Here is a 22,621-nt window from a genome sequence, read left to right on the forward strand (position 1 = left end):
CCGATCGAAGGATCAGAGCCCGAAGTCCTGCGGGTTCAGCCGGAGTGTCTGGCAGGCCTCGCGGACGGCGGCGATTTCGGCTTGATCGAAGGTGCCGTCCGCGCTGCCGATCATGATGCCGATCTGGATGACCGCGTTCGCCTCGGTCGGCTTCTTCGCGGCCTTGCCGATCTGCTGTAGGACATACGCGCGGCCGAAGGCGGGGTCGCTGGTCAGGCGGTTGCAGTTGTCGTCGAACAGGGCGCGCAACTCGTCGGTCGGAAAGTTCTGCAGCACTTGATCGGCGGCGATGAGGTTGGCCACCTTCATCCGTTCGGCCTGGTCGATGCTGCCGTCGGCCGCCGCGACCAGCGCGCAGATGCCCATGCTCGCGTCGCGGAAGGAACCGCCGCGCAGATCGTTCTTCTTGGCCTGCAACTGCGCCTGCCACTTCGGCGCGTTCTCCACCAGCGTGCTGATCAAGGTGGCGTTGGACATCAGGCGGCGCAAGAAGGCCATGACCGACTCCCGGAGCAAGGTTCGGGCAGGCACGCGGCACCCGAACTAGGACGAATATCCGGACGGTAGCAGACCGAACGCCGAACAGTCTCGGCGGCAACAGGTTCGATATCAGGCCCCTGGCCAGTCGCGGACCAGGTCGAGCAGCCCGGGGAAGCGGGCATCGAGGTCGTCGATGCGGACCTTGCTGCGGCGCTCGAGCCCGTAGCGCTGCTGTCTGGTCACGCCCGCTTCACGCAGCACCCGGAAGTGGTGGGTGAGCGTGGATTTCGGGCGGTCGATGCCGAACCAGCCGCACGAGCGGTCGGTGTCGGGGGATTCCAGCAGGAGCTTCTGAATCATGGTGAGCCGCAGTGGATCGCTGAGCGCCGCGAGCACGTGGTCGAGCCGCAGGTCGGCGCGGTCCGGTTCGGGAAGGCGGGTGTCCGGCGCCGCGGTGTCCGCCGCGCGGGTGGCCGATGGCATCGGGTCTCCTTGGCTCGACTGCTCAGTACGTATTTTATCGTACTAGATGCTAAGTTCGACTTCGTTCGTATCAGTACGAGAAAAGTCGAACTAGGAGGATGGTATGGCGACGCTCATTGCGAAGGAGGGGCCCGCGACCACGGATCGGCCGAAGAACGGCATCGTGTGGTTGGCCGCCTGGCCGGTGCTCGCGGTTTTCGTGCTGTCCAACGCGGTGACGCCGCTGTATGTGGTGTGGCAGCGCGAACTCGGCTTCTCCTCGGGTGTGCTCACGGCGATCTTTGCCAGCTACATCGCAGGATTGCTCGGCGCGCTCCTCGTCGCGGGCGTGGTGTCGGACCGGGTCGGCCGCAAGCCGGTGCTGTTGCCCGCGATCGGCTTGGCGATGTTCGCGTGCGTGCTGTTCGCCACCGCGGGTTCGGTCGCGGTGCTCGCGGTGGCGCGGCTGCTCACCGGCATCGCGGTGGGCGCGACGGTGTCCGCGGGCATGGCGGCGGTGACCGACATCGGCGGATCCGAGCGGAAAAGGCTTGCGGCCTTGGCCGCGTCGGCGGCGATGGTGCTCGGCGCCGGATTCGGGCCGCTGCTCGCCGGCATCCTGGCGGAGACCGCGCCGGGCCCGACGGTGACCATCTTCGTCGTCGAGATCGTGGTGCTCGCTTCGGCTTTCGTGGTTGTCGCCCGACTCGACCTGCCCGCAGGCGCCGGTGGTCGCGGGCCGTGGATCAGGGTTCCCGCGGTAGCGCCCGGCGGGCGGACGGCTGTGCTGCTCGGTATCGCGGTGTTCGCGCCGGGAATCACCGGGACCTCGTTCGTGCTTTCACTCGGCCCCTCGCTGCTTGCGCAGGTGCTTGGCACCACGAACCGCATGCTCGCGGGCGCACTGGTGTTCGCGATGTTCCTGGGCGCCACCGGAATTCAGTTCGCCGTCCGGCGGCTGCGGGTGCGTGCCGTCCTGCTCGGCGGTGCAGGCGCGACGGTCGCGAGCATGCTGACTTTGCTGCTGTCGCTGTCGCTGTCGTCGCTCCCGATCTTCGCGGCCGCCGCGGTCCTTGCTGGCATCGGCCAGGGCCTCGGGCAACTCGGCGGCCTGACCGCGATCAGTGCGAGCGTGCCCGCCGACCGGCTCGCCGAGGCGAACGCCGCCCAGAACGTCGGCGGATACCTCCCGGCCGCCCTCTTGCCGCTGAGCACCGGCTTTCTCAGTGATGCCATCGGCATGACCGGCGGGGCAACGACATTCGCGGTGGTCGTGATCGCCGCCGCGATCACCGGTGGCGTCCTGGTCGTACGACGCGCGCCGGGCGGGCAGGCGACCGCGCGGGCATAGCCGACGTGCGTGTCATTATTCGACGATGAGGCGTGCATGCGTACTGCTCGTGATCTGGGGTCTGCTGGCCGCGTCGGCGGCGACCAGCGCTGTCGTGCCACGCGCTGTGGCGGAGTGCATGCCACAGGTCGAGGTCCGGCCGGTGTCGCTGACCGTCGACGGTGAGGAGGCGACAGGGCGGGTGTACGAGCCGTACCGGTGTGCGCCAGGCGATCTCACGCCCGTGTCGTTGCTTGTCGCGGTGCACGGGCACGATGGTGCGTCCTCCGACTATGCGGGGTATCTGACCTCCATCTCGCTGCGCACCGGGACGCCCGTGCTTTCGATGGATCTGCGTTCGGACACCAGCGTGTGGCGCACCGGCGAATGGAATCTGTGGGCCGGGTGGCGTGACATCGTCGAGTCGACCCGGTGGTATCGCGGCGAGCATCCCTCGATCGCGCGCACGGTGCTGTGGGGCTGGAGTCAGGGCGGGATCATGAGCGGGCTCGCGGTGGCACACGGGCCGCGCGGACTGTTCGACTACTGGGTCGACAATTACGGTCCCGCAGACGATTTCACGATGTGGCTCGGATCGTCGATCATCGATCCGAAACTGCCTGCACAGATCGAACGCGACGCGGGCGGTTGCTCGCCGGTGGTGTGCCCGCTGGCGTATCTAGAACGCTCGCCCGCGTTGCTGGCCAACCGGATGGACGTGCGGCGCGCGTTCCTCATCCACGGAACCAGCGACGACGTCGTCCCGTACCCGACCACCTTGGAGATGCGCGCAGGGCTGCTCGCTGCGGGCAAGCCGACCTCGATGTACACCATCGTCACCGGCCGCGACCTGAACGGCGCTGTAGTCCCCGGCGACCACAGCGTCGGCCCGGCCTTCTTCGAGGGCGGCTGCGTGGTCGAGCGGCTGCTGCTCGGCACCGAACCGGCCGACGGACCGGATCGCGACTACCTGGTCGACGTCGCCCGCGGCGTCGTCACTGCCCCGCCTGCGTCGCCGAACGCCAAATGCGCGGCCTGACCGGCGCCGGGAACACGGTGCGTGCCCGGCGAGTTGTTGGAGGCAACCGAGTGATGAAGTGAGGGTGAGATGGGGAAGCCGACGGATCCTGCGTACCACTGGAACGGCGCGGAGGTGGACCTGGACGCGTATCTGACGCGCATCGGGTTCGACGGTGACCGTGCGCCGACCGTGGCGACGCTGCACCGGCTGGTGTACCTGCACACCACGTCGATCCCGTTCGAGAACCTGGAGATCATCCTCGGCAGGCCCATCCTGCTCGACCTGGAAACGTTGCAGGACAAGCTGGTTCGCCGTCGTCGCGGCGGCTACTGCTACGAGAACGTCGGCTTGTTCGCGGCTGTGCTCGAGCGGCTCGGCTTCGGCATCACCGCATTGAGCGGGCGAGTGAGCATGGGTGCAGAGTCCGGCTTGCGACCGGCCACCCACGCACTGCTGCGCGTGACGACCGAGGACGACGACCGAGTGTGGTTGTGCGACGTCGGCTTCGGCTCCGGCCCGCTCGCGCCGTTCGAATTGACCACCGGCCTCGGCGAATTCGCGCTCGGCGCGTGGCGGTTCCGGCTGGAGCACACGGTCGGTGAGCTGGACAACGACCTGTGGGTGCTGCATCAGTTCGGCAAGGAAGGCTGGATCGAGCGCTACACCTTCACGACGAACCCGCAGTACCGCATCGACTTCGCGGTCGGCAACCACTTCGTCTCCACCTCGCCGCGCTCGCCGTTCACCGCCCGGCCCTACGCGCAGCGGTTCCTGCCGGATCTGCATCTGACGCTCGACGGAACCACGCTGACCGAGGAGCGTCCGGACGGCACCAGCGAGGTCCGCGAGATCGAACTGCCCGACCTGCCGAAGATCCTGGCCGAGACGTTCGATATCGACCTCGACGCGACCGACGCGGCGACCCTCGTCGACGGGGCATGGCGGCATAACAATCTCGTCAGTCCCAGCTAAACGGCTCGGCGGTGCCGCGGCACGCATGGTCGCGGCACCATTACAGTCGGCTGGGTGCGTACCCACCGGAAGTACCTCGTCCTGTTCGCCGCACCCGCGCTCGTGCTCGCCGCCTGCTCCTCCGGCCCCGACCAGCCCGACACGGTCGCAGGCCAGTTCGCCGACGCGCTGAACCGCGACGATGTCGCCGCGGCCGCCGCGCTCACCGACAATCCGGCGCTGGCCTCGGCCGTCCTTGGCAAGCTCTACGACGGGCTCGGCAAGGAGGTGCGCTTCGACGTGCGCTCGATCGAGAAGGACACCTTCACGTTGGCCGCCACCTGGAAGCTCGGCAAGGACGGCAAATCCGAGTGGACCTACACCACCACCGGCACTGCGAGCGACAACGGCGGCTGGAAGGTGAAGTGGAATCCGGACACGGTCGCGCCCGGCCTCGGCGCGGGCCCGCTGACCTACAGCCCGGTGTACCCGCAGCCTGCCCGCATCCTCGACGCCAGCGGCGGTGACCTGATGACCCAGCAGGTGGTCACGCTGGTCGACGTGAGTCCAGGCGCCGACACCGCGGCGCTCGCCGCGCTGCTCGGGCCGGTCGACCCCAGCATCACCGCGGCCTCGCTGCAGAGCGAACTCGCTGCGGCGCAAGGCAAGCCGATCAGGCCGATCGGCCTGCGCGACGCCGATCTCGCGCCGATCCAGACGCAGCTCGCGGCCATCGCAGGCGTCACCCTCGCCCCGCAGACACGCTTGCTCGTCACCGACAAAACCCTTGCCGCGCCGACTCTTTCGGGGCTCACCGAGCTGTGGCAGCAGAACGCCGACGCGAACGCGGGCTGGGCGGTGCGCGCGCAGACCCCGGACGGCACCCAGCGGGTCGGCGGCCAGGATCCGAAGCCGACCACCGACCTCACGACCACCCTCGACATCGATCTGCAGCACGCGGCCGAGGCGGCGCTCGCGCCGATCACCCAGCCGGCGACGATCGTCGCGTTGCAGCCGTCGACCGGGAATGTTGTTGCGATGGCACAGAACAACGCCGCCGACCTGCAAGGCCCGATCGCGCTCACCGGTCTCTATCCGCCCGGCTCCACCTTCAAAACGGTCACCGTTTCCGCCGCGCTGCAGGCAGGCACGGTCACGCCCGACACGGTGCTGCCGTGCCCCGGTGAAGCGAACATCGAGGGCCGCAAGATTCCCAACGACAACAACTTCGATCTCGGTCAGGTGCCGCTGCACACCGCGTTCGCCCGATCCTGCAACACCACCATGGGCGCGCTCGCGGTGAAACTGCCCGCCGACGCGCTGACGAATGCCGCCGCACAGCTCGGCCTCGGCGTCGACTACGTCACACCCGGCCTGACCACCGTGACCGGCAAGGTGCCGCCCGCCGAGACACCCGCCCAGCGGGTGGAATGGGCGATCGGCCAGGGCCAGGTGACGGCGACGCCGTTCGGTATGGCGCTGGTCGCGGCGTCCATCGCGCGCGGCTCGGTGCCGAATCCGGCGATCGTCAAGGGCATGCCAGGCACCCCGGATCGGACGCCGACGCCGCTGCCAGCCACCGTTGCCGACCAGGTCAAGGCCATGATGCGGGAGACGGTGACCAACGGAACCGCGACCCAGTTGCGTGATATTCCCGGTTTGCTCGGCAAGACCGGCACCGCCGAATTCATCGACGACAAGCACGCGCACGGCTGGTTCGTCGGCATCGCCGGTGACCTGGCGTTTGCCGTTTTCGTCAACGACGCGAACAGTTCCGGCCCTGCGGTCGAGGCGGCCGGACGGATGCTGCGCGCAGTGCGCTAGCGTCGCCGCGGCCATCTGGGCGGAGAATATGCCCGTGCTGGCGCGTACGGAAGTTCTAAGGCCAGCTACACTCGTCCCCGGACCGCGTCTGTAAGCAATATGCGGGATGTCACGATTTCGAGAAGGTTCGGAGTAGGCGCCATCGATACCGGTCAGTTGATCGCGGAGCATTACCGCCTGGTCGAGCGGATTGGTAGCGGCGGCACAGGCGTTGTTTGGCGTGCGATCGACGAGCGCCTGCAGCGGTCGGTGGCCGTCAAGCAGATCCATATCAAGCCGAGCCTGCCGGAGGCCGAGCGGGACGTGGTGCGGCAGCGCGCGATTCGCGAGGCGCGCAACGCCGCTCGATTCCAGCACCCCAACGCGATCGTCGTCTTCGACATCACTGAGCACATGGGCGACCCGTGTCTGGTGATGGAGTACCTGAAATCCAAGAGCCTGGCCGGCGTGCTTTCGGCGCAGGGCGTGCTGCCGCTGACCCAGGTCGCGCGGATCGGTGAGCAGGTCGCGTCCGCGCTGATCGCCGCGCACCAGGCGGGCATCGTGCACCGCGACGTCAAGCCGGGCAACATTCTGCTCGACGACCACGGCACCGTGAAGATCACCGATTTCGGTATCTCGCGCGCCGCAGGGGATGCCACCCTCACCGAGACCGGCTTGATCTGCGGTACCGCCGCCTACCTCGCTCCCGAGATGGCCCGCGGCGCCGACCCGACCCCAGCCTCGGACGTATTCGCCTTGGGCGCAACCCTTTTCCATGCGTTGGAAGGCGAGCCGCCCTACGGTGCGAACGCCAACCCGCTCGCGGTGCTCTACGCGGCCGCCAACGGCCAGGTGAGCGAGCCGCGAAACGCCGGTCCGGCAACGGATTTCCTGCTCGACCTGCTCAGCCCGGAACCGGCGGACCGCCCGACCATGCGCATGGCGCTAGACCACCTCGCCGCGTTCGCCGACTCGGGCCCGACGCCGGTGTCGGTCGGATTCGTCCCGGCCAGTGAGCATTTCGGCCGTCGCCACAACAACGGCGCAGCCGAATCGGCAACCCGTGCCCTGACTCCTCCGGCGCACGCCCCGATGCACCAGCCCGAACCCCGGCACCGCCCACAGCCCGCCCCGCGCCCGGCACCCCGTCCGGTGCAGCAGAACACGGCGACCCATCCGCGCACCGCGGCCCAGCCGCGCCCCGTGCCACGTCAGTCCGGCGGCAAGCGCAAGGCCGTGCTCGTCGGCGCCTCCATCGGCGCCGTGATCGCGATCGTCGGCCTGATCATCGTCGCGATGACCCAGGAAGACTCGACACAGTCACCGGCACAGGCGAATACGCCGTCGGTGAGCGCGTCGGCGAAGCCGAGCACCAGTGCTTCGGTCGGCACCCCTGGCAAGACAGCCAGCCAGGGCAAGGTAGACGAATCTCCCGCATACCAGCTGGTCGTAGATTTCTATAACAACCTCACCAAGGACAAGGCGTCCGACTCGTGGTCCCTGCTCACGCCTGCGGCGCAGAAGCTGTACGGCACTGAGGCGGCTTTCCATCAGTACTGGAGCACGCACGGGGTCGACGACTTCCGGACTCTTTCCTCGGACGGCGCCAACTCGGACGGCTCGCTCGACGTGCAGTTGGCCAGCCTCGTCGTCGATGGCCAGAGTAAGAAGATGACCCTGCACGTGATCAAATCTGGTGGCCGCCTGCTCGTCGACAGCGACACCCGGATCGCCGCGGGGATCTGAGTACGCCGATCGACGACCTGACCGGTGACGGTGTGGCCGAGTTGCGCCGCAGGGTAGCCGGGGTGGGCGGACCGCGCGGATAACTGGTGGCGTCCGGACGATAGGCTGGTAGCTGCAACTTTCCTGTTGCGGATTCAGCTGAGGACAAGGATCGACACCACATGACATCCCGCATCGAGCTCGCCCGCGTTGATCTGCGCGGTCGCACTCCTTCCGTTGCCGAGCTGCGCGCCGCGCTGCCGCGCGGAGGAGTCGACGTCGACTCGGTGCTGCATCAGGTGCGGCCGGTGGTGGAGGCGATCCGGGATCGTGGTGTGTCGGCGGCGCTGGAATACAGCGAACAGTTCGACGGTGTGATTCCGGCGAGCGTGCGAGTTCCGGCGAACGAGCTGGTCAAGGCGCTCGAGGAGCTGGACCCGGCGGTGCGCGCCGCGCTGGAGGAGTCCATCGCGCGAGCCAGGAAGGTGCACGCCGATCAGCGGCGCACCGACAAGACCACCGAGGTGGTGCCCGGCGGCACCGTGACTGAGCGGTGGGTTCCGGTGGAGCGGGTCGGGCTGTATGTACCCGGCGGCAATGCCGTGTACCCGTCCAGCGTCGTGATGAATGTGGTGCCCGCCCAGACGGCGGGCGTCGGCTCGCTGGTGGTGGCCTCGCCGCCGCAGGCGCAGTTCGGTGGGCTGCCGCACCCGACGATCCTGGCCGCCGCGCAACTGCTCGGCGTCGACGAGGTGTGGGCGGTCGGCGGCGCGCAGGGTGTGGCCCTGCTGTCCTACGGCGGCCTCGACACCGACGGCGCTCAGCTCGAGCCGGTCGACCTGATCACCGGGCCGGGCAACATCTATGTGACCGCAGCCAAGCGGCTGTGCCGCGGCCTGGTCGGCATCGACGCCGAGGCCGGGCCCACCGAGATCGCGATTCTGGCCGATGCCACCGCCGATCCGGTGCATGTCGCGGCCGACCTGATCAGCCAGGCCGAACACGATGTGCTGGCGGCCAGCGTGCTCGTCACCGACAGCGCGGCGCTGGCCGATGCCGTCGACGCGGCGCTGACGCGCCAGATGGGCGTGGTGAAGCACGCGCACCGGGTGTCGGAAGCGTTGCGCGGCAAGCAGTCGGGGACGGTGCTCGTCGACGACCTCGACCAAGGCCTGCGCGTCGTGAACGCCTATGCGGCGGAGCACCTGGAGATCCAGACCGCCGACGCCGCCGCGGTCGCGGCCAAGGTGCGCAGTGCAGGCGCCGTTTTCGTCGGCGCCTACGCGCCGGTGAGCCTCGGCGACTACTGCGCAGGCTCCAACCACGTGCTGCCGACCGCCGGATGTGCCAGGCACTCCTCGGGTTTGAGCGTGCAGACGTTCCTGCGCGGCATCCACGTCGTCGAGTACACCGAGGCGGCGCTGAAGGATGTCGCCGGTCACGTTGTCGCACTGGCGAATGCCGAGGATCTGCCCGCACACGGCCAGGCCGTGCAGGCACGGTTCGAGGCGCTGTCATGAACCAGGCGACCGTGCCAGGCGCGGACATCAGCCTGGACGACCTACCGCTGCGGGACAACCTGCGCGGCAAGAAGCCGTACGGCGCACCGCAATTGACGGTGCCGGTGCAGCTGAACACCAACGAGAACCCGCACCCGCCGAGCCGGGCGCTGATCGACGACGTCGCCGAATCCATTCGGACCGCCGCCGCCGATCTGCACCGGTACCCGGACCGGGACGCGGTGGCGCTGCGCAGCGACCTCGCCGCCTACCTGACCAGGCAGACCGGCGTCGCGGTCGACACCGATAACGTCTGGGCGGCAAACGGTTCCAACGAGATCCTGCAGCAGCTGCTGCAGGCGTTCGGCGGGCCGGGTCGCAGCGCGCTGGGTTTCGTGCCGTCCTACTCGATGCACCCGATCATCTCCGAGGGCATCGACACCGAATGGATCGCAGCCGAACGCAAGGCGGATTTCGGGCTCGACATCGACTACGCGGTCGCCGCGATTGGGGAGCGTTCGCCGAACGTGGTCTTCGTGACCAGCCCGAACAACCCGACCGGGCACAGCATTTCGCCGGATGATCTGGCGCGCATCCTCGAGGCGGCGCCCGGCATCGTCGTCGTCGACGAGGCATACGGTGAGTTCTCCGCGCAGCCGAGCGCGATCGCGTTGATCGATCGGTTTCCGGCCAAGCTGGTCGTGACCAGGACCATGAGCAAAGCGTTCGCCTTCGCGGGCGGGCGGCTCGGCTATCTGATCGCCGCGCCTGCGGTGATCGACGCGATGCTGCTGGTGCGGCTGCCGTACCACCTGTCGGTGGTCACCCAGGCGGCGGCGCGCGCGGCGCTGCGGCATGCCGACGAAACCCTCGGCAGCGTCGCGGAACTCGCCGCGCAACGGGATCGGGTCGCGGCCGCATTGCGCGACATGGGTTTCGACGTCATCCCCAGCGACGCGAACTTCCTGCTGTTCGGCCGTTTCGCCGACGCGGCCGCCACCTGGCAGCACTACCTCGACCACGGCGTGCTGATCCGCGACGTCGGCATCCCCGGCTACCTGCGCACCACGATCGGCCTTGCCGCCGAGAACGACGAGCTGCTGAAGGTCAGCAGGCTCCTGGTGCAGACCGACCTCACCCCTCGATGAAACCACCTGTGGAGGAAGCAAAGATGACTCGAACCGCGCGGGTGGAGCGCGTCACCAAGGAATCCAGCATCGTCGTCGAGCTGGACCTGGACGGCACCGGCAAGACCGAGATCGCCACGGGCGTCCCGTTCTACGACCACATGCTGACCGCGCTCGGCGCCCACGCCAGCTTCGACCTGACCGTGCGTGCCGAGGGGGACATCGAGATCGAGGCACACCACACGGTGGAGGACACCGCGATCGTGCTCGGCCAGGCGCTCGGAAAGGCGTTGGGCGACAAGGCGGGTATCCGCCGGTTCGGTGACGCCTACATCCCGATGGACGAGACCCTGGCGCATGCCGCGGTCGACGTGTCCGGTCGGCCGTACTGCGTGCACACCGGCGAACCGGAGCACCTGCTGCACGCCGTCATCCCAGGCTCCGGCCCCGGCGCACCGTATTCGACGGTGCTGAATCGCCATGTATTCGAGTCGATCGCGTTGAACGCCCGCATCGCGCTGCACGTACGGGTGCTCTACGGCCGCGACCAGCACCACGTCACCGAGGCCGAATTCAAGGCGGTGGCACGGGCTTTGCGTGCCGCCGTGGAGTGGGATCCGCGCGTGCACGGCGTTCCGTCGACGAAGGGCACGCTGTGAGCCTGCGGTCTGTCGCCTTGCTCGACTACGGCTCCGGCAATCTGCACTCGGCCGAGCGCGCGCTGGTCAGGGCGGGCGCCAAGGTCGAGGTGACCGCCGATCACGAGGTCGCGCTGGCCGCCGACGGCTTGGTCGTGCCCGGCGTCGGCGCGTACGCGGCATGCATGGCCGGACTGCGAAAAGTGCGGGGGGAGCGCATCATCGGCCAGCGGCTGGCCGGTGGACGCCCGGTGCTCGGCATCTGCGTCGGCATGCAGATCCTGTTCGAACGCGGCGTGGAGTTCGGCGTCGAAACCGAGGGCTGCGCGGAATGGCCAGGCACGGTGGCGCGGTTGTCTGCGCCGGTGCTGCCGCACATGGGCTGGAACACGGTCAGCGCGCCGCAGGACAGCATGCTGTTCGCGGGCATGGACGCCGACACCCGCTTCTATTTCGTGCACTCCTACGCCGCACAGACCTGGGAACTGCCGCCGGGCGACCATTTCGCGGCGCCGAAGCTGACTTGGGCCGAGCACGGCGTGCCGTTCCTCGCCGCGGTGGAGAACGGGGCGTTGTCGGCCACCCAGTTCCACCCCGAGAAGTCCGGCGACGCCGGCGCTCAGCTGCTGCGCAACTGGGTGCAGTCGCTGTAGCCCACGGGTCTACTTGCCGGTTTCGGCCCGGTTGACCAGCCAGCGGCCCGCGACGTTCTCGACGGTGACCAGCAGCGACATCTTGCTGGTCTTCGGCATGCCTTCGGTGGCGTCGCTGGTCATCGTCTGCACCACGGTGAGGGTCACGTCGGCCTGATTCTCATCGCCGGACACGATCCGGCAGTCGACCGACTCGACGTCCGATTTCATGTGCGCGGCGGCAAGGGATTCCTTGATGGCATTCCGGGAGCTCTCGAACTCGGCGCGGAAGCTGCCGGTGGTGATCTGCAGCATCTTCCCCGCGTGCTCGTCGAAGCGCGCGTAGTCGTATGTCCCGGCGATGTGGCCGAATTCGCACCCGGCCAGCCGCGCTTCCTCGGGCGCGGCGGCCGCGGCGTTCGGCGCGGTGGCCAAAGCCGCGGTGCAGATTGCTGCCGAAATCGAGAGCACGGCAGCGAAGGTCGAGCGTGACATACGAGATCCCCTGAGAGAGTGCGGAATTTGGCGCCCGGAGTGAGCGCCGAGCCGAGACACTACCGCGCCGCCGAGGGTGCCGCGCCCGCTTGCCGACAACCGTGCTGTCGAGTGGTCTCCGGGTACACCCTGACCTGTCTCCGCCGAAACATGGGGGACGACACCGGATCCATCGCCACCGCCGTGGTTCTACGGTCGATCCGTGTAGCTCGATCCGAGGAGAGATCGTCATGCGTAACGTCACCTTCCCCCTTGCCGTGGTCTCGGTGTACGCGGTCGTCGCGACACTCGCGTTCGGTACGACCGTGGGGGAGACGGCACTGTTGTACCCCAACATTTTTCGGGATGTTCCCGAGTCGCTGGAGCTGACCGACCGGTTCATGAGCGTGGTCGACGTCGGTGACGTCATGCGACCGCTGGGTGGTGCGCTGACGCTCTGCGCGGTGATCGCGGCCGTAGTCGCCTTCTGGTATCGCCTCGGCCGGCTACGGATGGGCTTGTCGCTCGCCTCGTTGGTGAGCGGACAGTTCCTGCTCTCGGTCCTCTATCAGTGGCCGCGCGCGACGATCCTGTTCGACGACCGAGGCAAGCACACCCTCGACGAGATTCAGCGCGCCGCAACGGAATTCCAGATCGGTCAGGGCTTCCGGATCGCCGCTGCGGCGCTGACCGCAGTGTTCGCGGTGGCCGCCGCGCTGGCGTGCTACCGCGAGTGGGTGCTGAGCAGGTCGCACTGAGCCGTCAGAGGGGGAGGGTGCCGGTGGACCACAGCGGCGTGGTCTCGACCCGGGACAGGCGCCAGCCTTCGGTCGTGCGGACCGCGTCGAATCGGTAGGTCTCGCCGAGGGCGAATTCCACCGTCGGCAGGGATCCGGCGACGGCCGGGGCCGCGAAGGTGGCGATCAGGTTCGCCCGCACCTCGGCGGTGCCCCGGTCGAGGTCGATCAGCACGTTGCTGATCACGTGCTGAATCTTCCTGTCGTCGGAGTGGTTTCGGCTCGCCTGCGCGATCATCGCGTCGATGCCTGCGGCGCGCCCGCCGGGGGTCTTCGCCGTCGCGTCCGCGGTGTAGATGCCGCGCAGGTCCTCGAAGCGGCCTTCGTCCAATGATCGACCGAGTCGATCGATCAGCACCGTGATCTCGTTGCGGTCCAGCATGTCTCGAAACTGTCGATCGGTGTCGGCGGCGCTGTTGCCGGAACGGGCCGCAAGCAGTGTGGCGGGAAGGGTGGCGAGGGGGAGGAGGAAGCGGGTCTTGCGCATGGGATGACCTTTTCGTACTAAACATTGGCATGTCCAACGTTGGCGTCGCCAACGTAACATATTGTGGGTGACACCAACAAGAGTTAGATTGCTGCGATGGAGATCTCGCGCGACGGTGCGCCAGCCAGGCTGCGCGCCCTGCCCACCCGGCTGGTCAACCAGGTCGCACTGGTCGCCAACCGGGCCACCGAGCGGGCGCTGGAGGCCACCGGGTCCCGGCGCTACCACTACGCGCTGCTCGCCGCGCTCGGTGAGTTCGGCTCGATCAGCCAGGCCGACCTCGGTCGACGCACCAACATCGACCGCAGCGATATCGTCGCCACCGTCAACGAGCTGTCCGACCGCGGTTTCGTCGAGCGCAGCCCCGACCCCGACGATCGCCGCCGCAAGATCGTCACCATCACCGCGGCAGGCACCGACCACCTCGCCGAACTGGACGAGCGGTTGGCAGGCGCGCAAGACGAACTGCTCGCCGGACTCAGCAGCACCGACCGCGCCGAGTTCCTGCGCCTGCTCACCCGCATCCTCGACCTGCGCGCCGGAACCCCGAAGGAGGTATTCCCGCAGGCCGGAGGTGGGGTGCGCGGACCGAACCACTAGGCTCTTCTTCTGTGAGTGAGCGCAGCGAGGGAACAATCAACACAGCGTCAAAGACGTCGACGAAGCCGAGCGCCAGCGAGGCGCAGTCGTGAGTCTTGTGCTGCTACCCGCTGTTGATGTCGCGAATGGAGAGGCTGTGCGCCTCGTTCAAGGGGAGGCGGGTAGCGAGACCAACTACGGCTCGCCGCGGGACGCGGCCCTGGCCTGGCAGGAAGCCGGCGCCGAATGGGTGCATCTGGTCGACCTCGACGCCGCGTTCGGGCGCGGCTCCAATCGGGAACTGCTTGCGGGCGTGGTCGGCGAGCTCGACGTCAAAGTGGAGCTGTCCGGCGGCATTCGCGACGACGAGACCCTCGAGGCCGCGCTGGCCACCGGCTGCGCCAGAGTGAACCTCGGCACCGCGGCGCTGGAAGACCCGGTGTGGTGCGCCAAGGCGATCGCCAGGCACGGCGAGCGCATCGCGGTCGGCCTCGACGTGCGCATCATCGACGGCGAGCACCGGCTGCGCGGCCGCGGCTGGGTGAGCGACGGCGGCGACCTGTGGGAGGTGCTCGAGCGCCTGGAACGCGACGGCTGCACGCGCTACGTGGTCACCGACGTCACCAAGGACGGCACGCTGACCGGCCCCAACCTGGATCTGCTCCGCGAGGTGTGCAACGCCACCGACGCGCCGGTCATCGCCTCCGGCGGTGTATCGACCATCGAAGACCTGGTCGCGATCGCCGAACTGGTGCCGGACGGCGTCGAGGGTTCGATCGTCGGCAAGGCGCTCTACGCGGGCCGGTTCACGCTGCCCGAGGCGCTGGCCGCGGTGAGATGAACCAAGACCTATCGGCGTTACTCGCCATCGCTCGGGAAATCCTGGACTCGGTCACCTCCCGCTTCATCGAGGGAGTCGGCGCGCCGAGTGCGGTCACCAAGGGCCGCAACGACTTCGCCACCGAACTCGATCTGGAGCTGGAACGCACCATTTCGGCGCAGCTGGAGCTGCGCACCGGAATCGGGGTGCACGGTGAGGAATTCGGTGGCCCGCAGCTGGTCTCGGGCACCGCGTGGGTGCTCGACCCGATCGACGGCACCTTCAATTACTCGTCGGGACACCCGCTTTCGGGCATGCTGCTCGCCCTCGTGCACGAGGGCGAGCCGGTCATCGGTCTCACCTGGCTGCCGCTGCTCGGTCAGCGGTACGCCGCGGTGGCGGGCGGGCCGGTCCTGCTGAACGGTCAGGCGCTGCCGCCGTTGCCGCACGGCAAACTGGCCGAGGCGATGATCGGCTTCGGTGCGTTCAGTGTCGGTGCGCCTGGCCGGATTCCCGGGCAGTTCCGTTTCGATCTGCTCGACCCGCTGAGCAGGCTGTCCTCCCGGGTGCGCATGCACGGCTCCACCGGCATCGATCTGGCGTTCACCGCGTCCGGCGTGCTCGGCGGGGCGATCGTGTTCGGCCACCACCCGTGGGACAACGCCGCGGGTGTCGCGTTGATCCGCGCCGCGGGTGGCGTCGTCACCGACATCGAGGGCGCACCGTGGACCATCACCTCGGGTTCGGTGCTTGCCGCCGCGCCCGGTGTGCACGAGGAGCTGCTCGAGATGATCTGCACGGTCGCCGATCCGGCGACCGCGGACGAAGGGTGAGGCAATGACGTTGGCGGTACGCGTGATTCCGTGCCTTGATGTCGACGCGGGCCGGGTGGTCAAGGGCGTGAACTTCGAAAACCTGCGCGACGCAGGCGATCCCGTCGAGTTGGCGGCGACCTACGACGCGCAGGGCGCCGACGAGCTGACCTTCCTCGACGTCACCGCCTCCACCGGTGATCGCGGCACCATGATCGACGTGGTGACCCGCACCGCCGAACAGATCTTCATCCCGCTCACCGTCGGTGGCGGGGTGCGCACCGTCGAGGACGTCGACCGGTTGCTGCGTGCCGGCGCGGACAAGGTGTCGGTCAACACCGCCGCCATCGCGCGGCCCGAGGTGCTGCGCGAGATGTCCGAGCGTTTCGGCTCCCAGTGCATCGTGCTCTCGGTGGACGCCCGCACCGTCCCGGCGGGGCAGCCGCCGACACCGTCCGGCTGGGAGGTCACCACGCACGGCGGCAAGCGCGGCACCGGCCTGGACGCGGTCGAATGGGCAACGCGTGGCGCGGAATTGGGTGTCGGCGAGATCCTGCTCAACTCGATGGACGCCGACGGCACCAAGGTCGGCTTCGACCTGCCGATGATCCGCGCCGTCCGTGCCGCGGTCTCGGTCCCGGTGATCGCCAGCGGCGGCGCAGGCGCCGTCGAACACTTCGCCCCCGCCGTCCAAGCAGGCGCCGACGCGGTACTCGCCGCCAGCGTCTTCCACTTCGGCGACCTCACCATCGGCCAGGTCAAGGATTCGATGCGCGCGGAGCACATCGTCGTCCGCTAGCCAGCCGTTGGGTCCACAGAGATTCGACACTGTTCACAGCGCCTGCACCCTCTGTGAATAGTGGACGGAGTCTGTGGATGGTGCGGGTGCGGGAATTCGTCAGGCGCGCAGTGGTGTTGGTTGGGTAGTGAGCATTGGGATCGGGTTGTCGCCCGCTGTCCTCGATTCGACTGATAACGCGGTGGACGCGGCGGTCGCGATCGGCAGACAGGTTGCCGCGGCGGGGCTGAGTTCGCTGTGGTTCGGTCAGACGTTCAGCCACGACAGCATTGTGCTGTCCGCCGCGGTCGGGCGGGAGGTGCCCGAGCTGGTGGTGGGGACCTCGGCCGTGCCGATCTCCGCGCGTCATCCACTGCTGATCGCGAGCCAGGCGCAAACCGCGCAGGCGGCGACGCACGGCAGGTTCGTCCTCGGTCTTGCCCTCGGCGCCGAGGCGTTCACCGAGCCGGTTTTCGGCACCCCGTTCGCGCGGCCGATCACCCGGCTGCGTGAGTTTCTCACCGTGGTCCGCGCTGTGATCGATACCGGCGCAGTCGATTTCCACGGCGAGACGGTGTCCGCCGTCACGCCGATGACCGCCGCGGTTGCCGGTGCGCGACCGGTCGTTCCTGTGCTGGTCGCCGCGATGGGGCCGCAGGCGTTGCAGGTCACCGGCGAGCTCGCCGACGGCACCCTGCCGCTGCTGGCCAGTCCGGGTGCGCTGGCCGAACACGTCGTCGCGCCGCTCACCAAGGCCGCCGAACGGGCAGGTCGCCCCGCGCCCCGCATCGTCGCGTTGGTTCCAGGCGTGGTCACCGCCGACATCGAAAGTGCCCGCGCGGCAGCGGAGCAAGCGACCGCGTTCTACAACGGCATCCCGTCCTACCGCCGAATCATCGAGCTGTCCGGCGCGGCACGCGCCGCCGAATTGGTGGTGATCGGTCCCGAGGAGGCGATCGCACGCCGCGTCGCCGAGTATGTCGAGGCCGGAGCCACCGACGTGGTCTTCACCCAAACCGATCTGGCAGGCCCCGAGGATCAGCACCGCACCTGGCGACTTCTCGGCGAACTGAACCGCGCGGTCTGACGCGACGGCGGCCCTGTTATAACGGAGCAATGACTCTCGATCCTGCCATCGCCACCCGGCTCAAGCGCAACGACCAGGGGCTGGTGGCTGCCGTCGCGCAGGAACGGGGCACCGGGGACGTGCTGATGGTCGCGTGGATGGACGACGAGGCGCTGGCCCGCACACTGGAAACCAGGAAGGCGACCTACTTTTCGCGGTCGCGCCAGCAGTACTGGGTCAAGGGGGAGACCTCAGGGCACACCCAGTACGTGCACGAGGTGCGCCTCGATTGCGACGGCGACACTGTGTTGCTCGTCGTCGATCAGGAGGGCGCTGCCTGTCACACCGGCACGCACACCTGCTTCGACACGGATGTGCTGCTGTCCGAACAGTCCTGATTACTGGGCGGCCGCGGGCGGGTCGTCCGAAGCGGGGGTGCTCACCCGGCTGAGTGCGTCGCCGAGGTGTTCGGCGAGCGTTTCGCTGAGCTGCGCCAGCTGGGCGGTCTGTTCGGGTGTCAAACCGTCGAATACCAAGTGGCGCACCGCATCCAGATAACCGGGAGCCGCTTCGACGACCTTGTGGTAGCCGTCGTCTGTCAGTACCGCCTGGACGCCACGCCGCCCGGCGGTAGCCGAGCGCTCCGCCCAGCCCATCCGCTCCAGCTTGGACACCACGTGCGACAGCCGCGATAGCGATGCATTTGCCTTGTGGGCAAGGTCACTCATCTGCAGCCGATGGCCCGGTTCCTCGGAGAGGAGGGTCAGAACCCAATACTCGAAATGGGTGACTCCGGATTCACGCTGCAACTGGGTATCCAAAGCGCCTGGTAGACGCGTCATGAGCGCGACGATCGCGCGCCAAGCTCGTTGTTCGACGGGGTCGAGCCACTTCGTCACTGTGTGCCTTCTTTCAAGCCAAGTGACGTGGTTTTGTTAGTAAGTCTATCGATTATTGAAAAGCATGTTCACAGTCACCCGTGGTTCTGAGTTTGCCACGACTTCGCTCGGTCGTCATGAAGATGCGATGTGACGTGAGCTCACTCACAGACCTTCCGGTCGCGTCATGGCGGGACCACCGGTCATCTGCGGCACGGCAGGCGCCTGATTCTTGGGGTGCCTGCGCCGCCACCACCGGGTGGCGATCAGCAGCAGCGCCGCGAGGAAGACGACGGCGGCGGCGATCGCGCCGACGAGCGCTGCGCCGCGGAAGGCAGGCGCGTCGACGTCGAGGATGCGCTGCCCGGCGTGGGCGGCGTTGCTGCCGCCGAGCACGATGGTGAGCGTCATCAGGTTGGGGATCGCGACGAGCACCGCGAGGACCGCGGCGACGCCTGCGAGGAACCGGCCTGCCCGCTTTCGCCAGACGCGCACCGCGAACAGCAGCAGGAACAGCGGGATGACGGTGCACAGGCCGCCGTACGCCAGGCCCCAGCCGATGCCCTTGGCGAAGCTGCCGTTCACCATCTCCGCGATCCGCTGCGCCCACCACCGCGGGATGAACGCGGACAGGATGAAGTAGGCGACGAACAGGATGGCGACGACCGCCACCCCGCCGATGAGCCAGGTCTTCCAGGCGGGACCGGTCGATTTCTGCTTCAGCTGTCCGTCGCTCGCAGTCATGTGCCCAGCGTAAGCCGGGTGCGCGGCGGAAACGCGGTGATCGCTCCGGCGTTTCCGGTACGACCGTCCAGGTGGGCCGCTACTGCGTGGTGCGCTGGCGCAGGAACTTCAGCGCCTCGTCGGCGTGCACGTTGGCGCGCAGCTCGCCGGTGATGATCTTGCTGACCGTCCGGTCCTGCTCGATCACGAAGGTGTGCCGCTTGACCGGAGCCAGCTTGCCGAGCAGCCCGCGCTTGACCCCGAACTGCGCGGCGACCGCGCCGTCCCGGTCGGAGAGCAGCGGATAGCCGAGACCCTGCTTGTCGGCGAAGCCCGCCTGGGTGTCGACGCCGTCCGTGCTGATCCCGACGCACGAGGCGCCGAGGGCGGCGAAATCAGCGGCCGTGTCGCGGAAGTGGCAGGCCTCCGCGGTGCAGACGGGGGTGTTTGCGGCCGGATAGAAGAACAGGACAAGCGGACCGTCGGCAAGCAGCGCGTCGAGCGAACGGACGGTGCCGGACTGATCGGGAAGCTCGAATTGGGGGGCGAGCTGACCTGTTTGCATAGAAAGGGACAGTACCGGGCACTTGTCGCACCCGGTACCCGTCCAATGTCCGGCTATACGCCGAGAAGGGCGGCTACTTCCGGATTCTTGATCTGCATGACGTCGAGAATGCCGTGCGCGCGCAGGAACGGCTTGAGTTCCTTGATGCGGTCCGCGTGCGTGGCGTATTCGTCCGGGAAATGGTTCTTGTCCAGGGATTCGAGTGCCTTCGCGTAGGTGACGAAGGTAGCTAGCGCGCCAGGCGCACCGGCGCCCTGGGCGCCCGCTTTCTGCTGCAGTCCGACCATCCGTGGGGGCTGGTTCGCCGCACCGCCTGGAGCGGCGTGCCGACCCTCCGGTTGCGAGGGGTACATCAGTTGACTCCTCTCGATATGGATACCGCGTGCGAGATGGAACGGAGCGAGTGTAGAGACGTGTGTCACCCGGCTTGCGCGGGCATGAGAACCGGGCGGTCGAGTTTGTTACGGAAGTGAATTCGAGTGGATAGCGGGCCGTCGTCGCGACACCGCTGTCGGACTTGTCGGCCCGGCCTGGGATGATGTGATCATGCCCGGCGCGTCGACTCCCACTACCACGACCCGCGAACAGTTCCACCAGCTGGCCGCGGAGCATCGAGTGGTACCAGTAATCCGAAAGGTGTTGGCGGACTCCGAAACTCCGCTCTCCGCCTACCGAAAGCTGGCCGGTGATCGAGCAGGAACCTTCCTGTTCGAGTCCGCGGAGAACGGGCGATCGTGGTCGCGCTGGTCGTTCATCGGCGCCGGTAGTCCATCGGCGCTCACCGTCGTCGACGGGGAAGCCGCGTGGCTCGGCAACATTCCGGTCGACGCGCCCTCTGGCGGCGATCCGCTGCTGGCGCTGCGCGAAACCCTGGAGTTACTGCAGACCGAGCGCCTACCCGGCCTGCCGCCGCTGACCGGCGGCATGGTCGGCTACCTCGGCTACGACGCGGTGCGCCGGATCGAACGGCTGCCGAACCTTGCCCTCGACGACCTGCAGCTGCCCGAGATGGTGCTGCTGCTCGCCACCGACCTCGCCGCGTTCGACCACCACGAAGGCGCGATCACGCTGATCGCCAACGCGGTCAACTGGAACGGCACCGCCGACAACGTCGACGAGGCCTACGACGACGCGTTGGCCAGGCTGGACCGGATGACCGAGGCGCTCGCCGCGTCCGCACCGTCGACGGTGTCGGTCTTCGATCAGCCCGAGCCGCAGTTCCGGCGCAAGCGCACCACCGAGGAATTCGGTGCCGGGGTGCGGCGCCTGGTCAAGGAGATCGAGGCGGGCGAGGCGTTCCAGGTGGTGCTCTCGCAGCGCTTCGAAATGGACTACGACGGTGCGCCGCTCGACCTGTATCGGATGCTGCGCGCCTCGAACCCGAGCCCGTACATGTACCTGCTGCACGTGCCGGACGGCGACGGCGGCACCGCGTTCTCCATCGTCGGGTCGAGCCCGGAATCGCTGGTGACCGTGAAAGAGGGTGTGGCGACCACACATCCGATCGCGGGCACCCGCTGGCGCGGGGTCACCGAAGAGGACGACCTGCTGCTGGAGAAGGGCCTGCTCGCCGACGAGAAGGAGAACGCCGAGCACCTGATGCTCGTCGACCTCGGCCGCAACGACCTGGGGCGGGTGTGCCAGCCGGGCACGGTGCGGGTCACCGAATACCGGCACATCGAGCGCTACAGCCATGTGATGCACCTGGTTTCGACGGTGTCGGGCCGGCTCGCCGCAGGCAAGATCGCCCTCGACGCGGTGCGCGCCTGCTTCCCGGCAGGGACGCTCTCCGGTGCGCCGAAGGTGCGCGCGATGGAACTCATCGAGGAGCTCGAACCCACTCGTCGCGGCGTGTATGGCGGCGTCGTCGGCTACCTCGACTTCGCGGGCGACGCGGACACCGCGATCGCCATCCGGACCGCGCTGCTGAAGGACGGCACTGCTTACGTCCAAGCGGGCGCTGGCGTGGTCGCCGACTCGGACCCCGACTACGAGGACATCGAAGCGCGCAACAAGGCGATGGCCGTGCTCAAGGCCATCGCCGCCGCCAAGACGGTCCGTGCCTACAGTGAGCCGACGAACAGCGACGACACATGACGGCAGCCGAATCCGGCCAAGACGCCGACCCTGACCGCGACGCGGAATCCGGGCCGAAAGGCAATGGCGGGGAAGGTGGAGCAGCTGCCCGCAAGTACCCCGCCGGTGCCCTCGTCCTGCTGGCCTGCGCTGCCGCGGCGCTCTGGGGCGCATCGCGGATGACGTGGGTGACGGTCACGTCCTCCGACGGACTGACCGAACCACGCACCGATCACCTCAACGGCGGCGTCTGGTTCGGCGCGCTGACCCCGCTCGCCCTGGTGTTGCTGGCTTCCATCGCGGCCGTGCTCGCTACCCGTGGCTGGTTGCGCCGGATACTCGGCGTGCTCATCGCCTTGGTCGCCGCCGTGGCGGCGGTGCCTGCCTTCGCGTTGCTCACCAATTCCGGCAAGATCGCCGAGCGGGCCGCCAGGCTGGCCGAGCTCCCGGCCAGGGCGCAGGTCGGCGAGGCGACCACGGCCGCGCTGCCCGCCGTCCTCGCCCTGCTCGGCGCACTGGCCGCGTTCGCGGCGGGCGCGTTGCTGACGAGGATGCCGCAGGGCACCGCACGGCTCTCCGGCAAGTACGACAACCCGGTGTCCCGTCGTGCCGCCGCCGCCGAGCAGGTGTCACAGCAGCAGCGCACCGAGGCAGCGACCCCTGGCGCCGGCCAACTCTCCGAGCGGGTGCTGTGGGACGCCTTGGACGCGGGCACCGACCCGACCGAGGACGCGGTGAACTCCGGTGGGCGGCCCGACGATCCGGACTCGGGCGCGGAGGGTAAACGTGTCCGCTGATGTATCCGCTGACACATCAGCGAACGGTGACTGTGGTGGTGCACACCTTGTGCACGGACTGGTTGCCTGGTCCACAACAAGCCCCGGCGCAAACGCGG

26 protein-coding genes are annotated in these 22,621 nt (G+C 68.3%); 18 read left to right on the forward strand and 8 right to left on the reverse strand.

Annotated elements, in window-relative coordinates:
• Window positions 1-12: 12 nt before the first annotated feature.
• Window positions 13-498, reverse strand: coding sequence for a tellurite resistance TerB family protein (locus NA11_RS25020; RefSeq protein ID WP_245746155.1), 486 nt, complete (start codon window positions 496-498; stop codon window positions 13-15).
• A 111-nt stretch (window positions 499-609) separates the two neighbouring features.
• Window positions 610-963 carry an ArsR/SmtB family transcription factor gene (locus tag NA11_RS25025; RefSeq protein WP_069164430.1) on the reverse strand — a complete coding sequence of 118 codons (354 nt, stop codon included), beginning with the start codon at window positions 961-963 and terminating at the stop codon, window positions 610-612.
• Window positions 964-1,066: 103 nt separating this feature from the next.
• On the opposite strand from NA11_RS25025, the gene NA11_RS25030 reads away from it, so the two are divergent.
• From NA11_RS25030 to hisH, 9 genes are all read left to right on the forward strand, one after another.
• Window positions 1,067-2,293 carry an MFS transporter gene (locus NA11_RS25030; protein ID WP_084655042.1) on the forward strand — a complete coding sequence of 409 codons (1,227 nt, stop codon included), beginning with the start codon at window positions 1,067-1,069 and terminating at the stop codon, window positions 2,291-2,293.
• Between the two features lie 25 nt (window positions 2,294-2,318).
• Entirely contained in the window at window positions 2,319-3,311 is a 993-nt protein-coding gene (locus NA11_RS25035; protein WP_069164431.1) for an alpha/beta hydrolase family protein, read from the forward strand.
• Window positions 3,312-3,380: 69 nt separating this feature from the next.
• Entirely contained in the window at window positions 3,381-4,265 is an 885-nt protein-coding gene (locus tag NA11_RS25040; protein WP_069164432.1) for an arylamine N-acetyltransferase family protein, read from the forward strand.
• Between the two features lie 54 nt (window positions 4,266-4,319).
• Window positions 4,320-6,068 carry a penicillin-binding transpeptidase domain-containing protein gene (locus NA11_RS25045; RefSeq protein WP_069164433.1) on the forward strand — a complete coding sequence of 583 codons (1,749 nt, stop codon included), beginning with the start codon at window positions 4,320-4,322 and terminating at the stop codon, window positions 6,066-6,068.
• Window positions 6,069-6,224: 156 nt separating this feature from the next.
• Window positions 6,225-7,796, forward strand: coding sequence for a serine/threonine-protein kinase (locus tag NA11_RS25050; RefSeq protein WP_069164434.1), 1,572 nt, complete (start codon window positions 6,225-6,227; stop codon window positions 7,794-7,796).
• A gap of 161 nt (window positions 7,797-7,957) precedes the next feature.
• Entirely contained in the window at window positions 7,958-9,295 is a 1,338-nt protein-coding gene (gene hisD / locus NA11_RS25055) for a histidinol dehydrogenase (protein ID WP_069164435.1), read from the forward strand.
• Complete coding sequence (locus tag NA11_RS25060; RefSeq protein WP_069164436.1) at window positions 9,292-10,422, forward strand: histidinol-phosphate transaminase; 1,131 nt, start codon at window positions 9,292-9,294, stop codon at window positions 10,420-10,422. The genes hisD and NA11_RS25060 overlap by 4 nt, the downstream gene beginning before the upstream one ends.
• A 23-nt stretch (window positions 10,423-10,445) precedes the next feature.
• Window positions 10,446-11,060 (forward strand): imidazoleglycerol-phosphate dehydratase HisB, encoded by a 615-nt coding sequence (gene hisB, locus NA11_RS25065; protein WP_141717813.1) that lies wholly within the window; start codon window positions 10,446-10,448, stop codon window positions 11,058-11,060.
• A complete protein-coding gene (gene hisH / locus NA11_RS25070; RefSeq protein ID WP_069164438.1) occupies window positions 11,057-11,692 on the forward strand; it encodes an imidazole glycerol phosphate synthase subunit HisH in 636 nt (211 codons plus the stop codon). The genes hisB and hisH overlap by 4 nt, the downstream gene beginning before the upstream one ends.
• 9 nt (window positions 11,693-11,701) lie before the next feature.
• Here hisH and NA11_RS25075 read toward each other — a convergent pair whose 3' ends face one another.
• A complete protein-coding gene (locus NA11_RS25075; protein ID WP_069164439.1) occupies window positions 11,702-12,166 on the reverse strand; it encodes a hypothetical protein in 465 nt (154 codons plus the stop codon).
• Between the two features lie 230 nt (window positions 12,167-12,396).
• Between NA11_RS25075 and NA11_RS25080 the strand changes: the two genes are divergently transcribed.
• Window positions 12,397-12,903, forward strand: coding sequence for a hypothetical protein (locus NA11_RS25080; RefSeq protein ID WP_069164440.1), 507 nt, complete (start codon window positions 12,397-12,399; stop codon window positions 12,901-12,903).
• A gap of 4 nt (window positions 12,904-12,907) precedes the next feature.
• Here NA11_RS25080 and NA11_RS25085 read toward each other — a convergent pair whose 3' ends face one another.
• The gene (locus tag NA11_RS25085; protein WP_167837723.1) at window positions 12,908-13,429 is read right to left on the reverse strand and encodes a nuclear transport factor 2 family protein; all 522 of its coding nucleotides are present in this window, start codon (window positions 13,427-13,429) and stop codon (window positions 12,908-12,910) included.
• Window positions 13,430-13,525: 96 nt separating this feature from the next.
• On the opposite strand from NA11_RS25085, the gene NA11_RS25090 reads away from it, so the two are divergent.
• The 6 genes from NA11_RS25090 to hisI all read left to right on the forward strand — a co-directional run bounded on the left by NA11_RS25090 (window position 13,526) and on the right by hisI (window position 17,882).
• Complete coding sequence (locus NA11_RS25090; protein WP_069164441.1) at window positions 13,526-14,029, forward strand: MarR family winged helix-turn-helix transcriptional regulator; 504 nt, start codon at window positions 13,526-13,528, stop codon at window positions 14,027-14,029.
• 88 nt (window positions 14,030-14,117) lie between these two features.
• Entirely contained in the window at window positions 14,118-14,849 is a 732-nt protein-coding gene (priA, locus tag NA11_RS25095) for a bifunctional 1-(5-phosphoribosyl)-5-((5-phosphoribosylamino)methylideneamino)imidazole-4-carboxamide isomerase/phosphoribosylanthranilate isomerase PriA (protein WP_069164442.1), read from the forward strand.
• Window positions 14,846-15,661: an inositol monophosphatase family protein gene (locus tag NA11_RS25100; protein ID WP_069164443.1), complete on the forward strand. Its 816-nt coding sequence runs from the start codon at window positions 14,846-14,848 to the stop codon at window positions 15,659-15,661. Before priA ends, NA11_RS25100 begins: the two co-directional genes overlap by 4 nt.
• 4 nt (window positions 15,662-15,665) lie before the next feature.
• Window positions 15,666-16,439 (forward strand): imidazole glycerol phosphate synthase subunit HisF, encoded by a 774-nt coding sequence (gene hisF / locus NA11_RS25105; protein WP_069164444.1) that lies wholly within the window; start codon window positions 15,666-15,668, stop codon window positions 16,437-16,439.
• A gap of 127 nt (window positions 16,440-16,566) precedes the next feature.
• Window positions 16,567-17,505: a TIGR03564 family F420-dependent LLM class oxidoreductase gene (locus tag NA11_RS25110; protein WP_069164445.1), complete on the forward strand. Its 939-nt coding sequence runs from the start codon at window positions 16,567-16,569 to the stop codon at window positions 17,503-17,505.
• Window positions 17,506-17,534: 29 nt separating this feature from the next.
• Window positions 17,535-17,882: a phosphoribosyl-AMP cyclohydrolase gene (gene hisI / locus NA11_RS25115; protein ID WP_069164446.1), complete on the forward strand. Its 348-nt coding sequence runs from the start codon at window positions 17,535-17,537 to the stop codon at window positions 17,880-17,882.
• Here the strand turns inward: hisI and NA11_RS25120 are convergent, their stop codons facing one another.
• From NA11_RS25120 to NA11_RS25135, 4 genes are all read right to left on the reverse strand, one after another.
• Entirely contained in the window at window positions 17,883-18,326 is a 444-nt protein-coding gene (locus NA11_RS25120) for a MarR family winged helix-turn-helix transcriptional regulator (protein ID WP_245746156.1), read from the reverse strand.
• 201 nt (window positions 18,327-18,527) lie between these two features.
• Window positions 18,528-19,106: a permease gene (locus NA11_RS25125; RefSeq protein ID WP_084655045.1), complete on the reverse strand. Its 579-nt coding sequence runs from the start codon at window positions 19,104-19,106 to the stop codon at window positions 18,528-18,530.
• A 79-nt stretch (window positions 19,107-19,185) separates the two neighbouring features.
• Window positions 19,186-19,650 carry a peroxiredoxin gene (locus NA11_RS25130; RefSeq protein WP_069164448.1) on the reverse strand — a complete coding sequence of 155 codons (465 nt, stop codon included), beginning with the start codon at window positions 19,648-19,650 and terminating at the stop codon, window positions 19,186-19,188.
• 53 nt (window positions 19,651-19,703) lie between these two features.
• Window positions 19,704-20,003 carry a hypothetical protein gene (locus NA11_RS25135; RefSeq protein WP_069164449.1) on the reverse strand — a complete coding sequence of 100 codons (300 nt, stop codon included), beginning with the start codon at window positions 20,001-20,003 and terminating at the stop codon, window positions 19,704-19,706.
• 193 nt (window positions 20,004-20,196) lie between these two features.
• On the opposite strand from NA11_RS25135, the gene NA11_RS25140 reads away from it, so the two are divergent.
• Window positions 20,197-21,747: an anthranilate synthase component I gene (locus tag NA11_RS25140; RefSeq protein ID WP_069164478.1), complete on the forward strand. Its 1,551-nt coding sequence runs from the start codon at window positions 20,197-20,199 to the stop codon at window positions 21,745-21,747.
• The gene (locus NA11_RS25145) at window positions 21,744-22,523 is read left to right on the forward strand and encodes a TIGR02234 family membrane protein (protein WP_084655046.1); all 780 of its coding nucleotides are present in this window, start codon (window positions 21,744-21,746) and stop codon (window positions 22,521-22,523) included. The genes NA11_RS25140 and NA11_RS25145 overlap by 4 nt, the downstream gene beginning before the upstream one ends.
• Window positions 22,524-22,621: the final 98 nt, after the last annotated feature.

This window comes from Nocardia altamirensis NBRC 108246 (genome assembly GCF_001612685.1).
GTDB classification, from domain to species: Bacteria; Actinomycetota; Actinomycetes; order Mycobacteriales; family Mycobacteriaceae; genus Nocardia; species Nocardia altamirensis.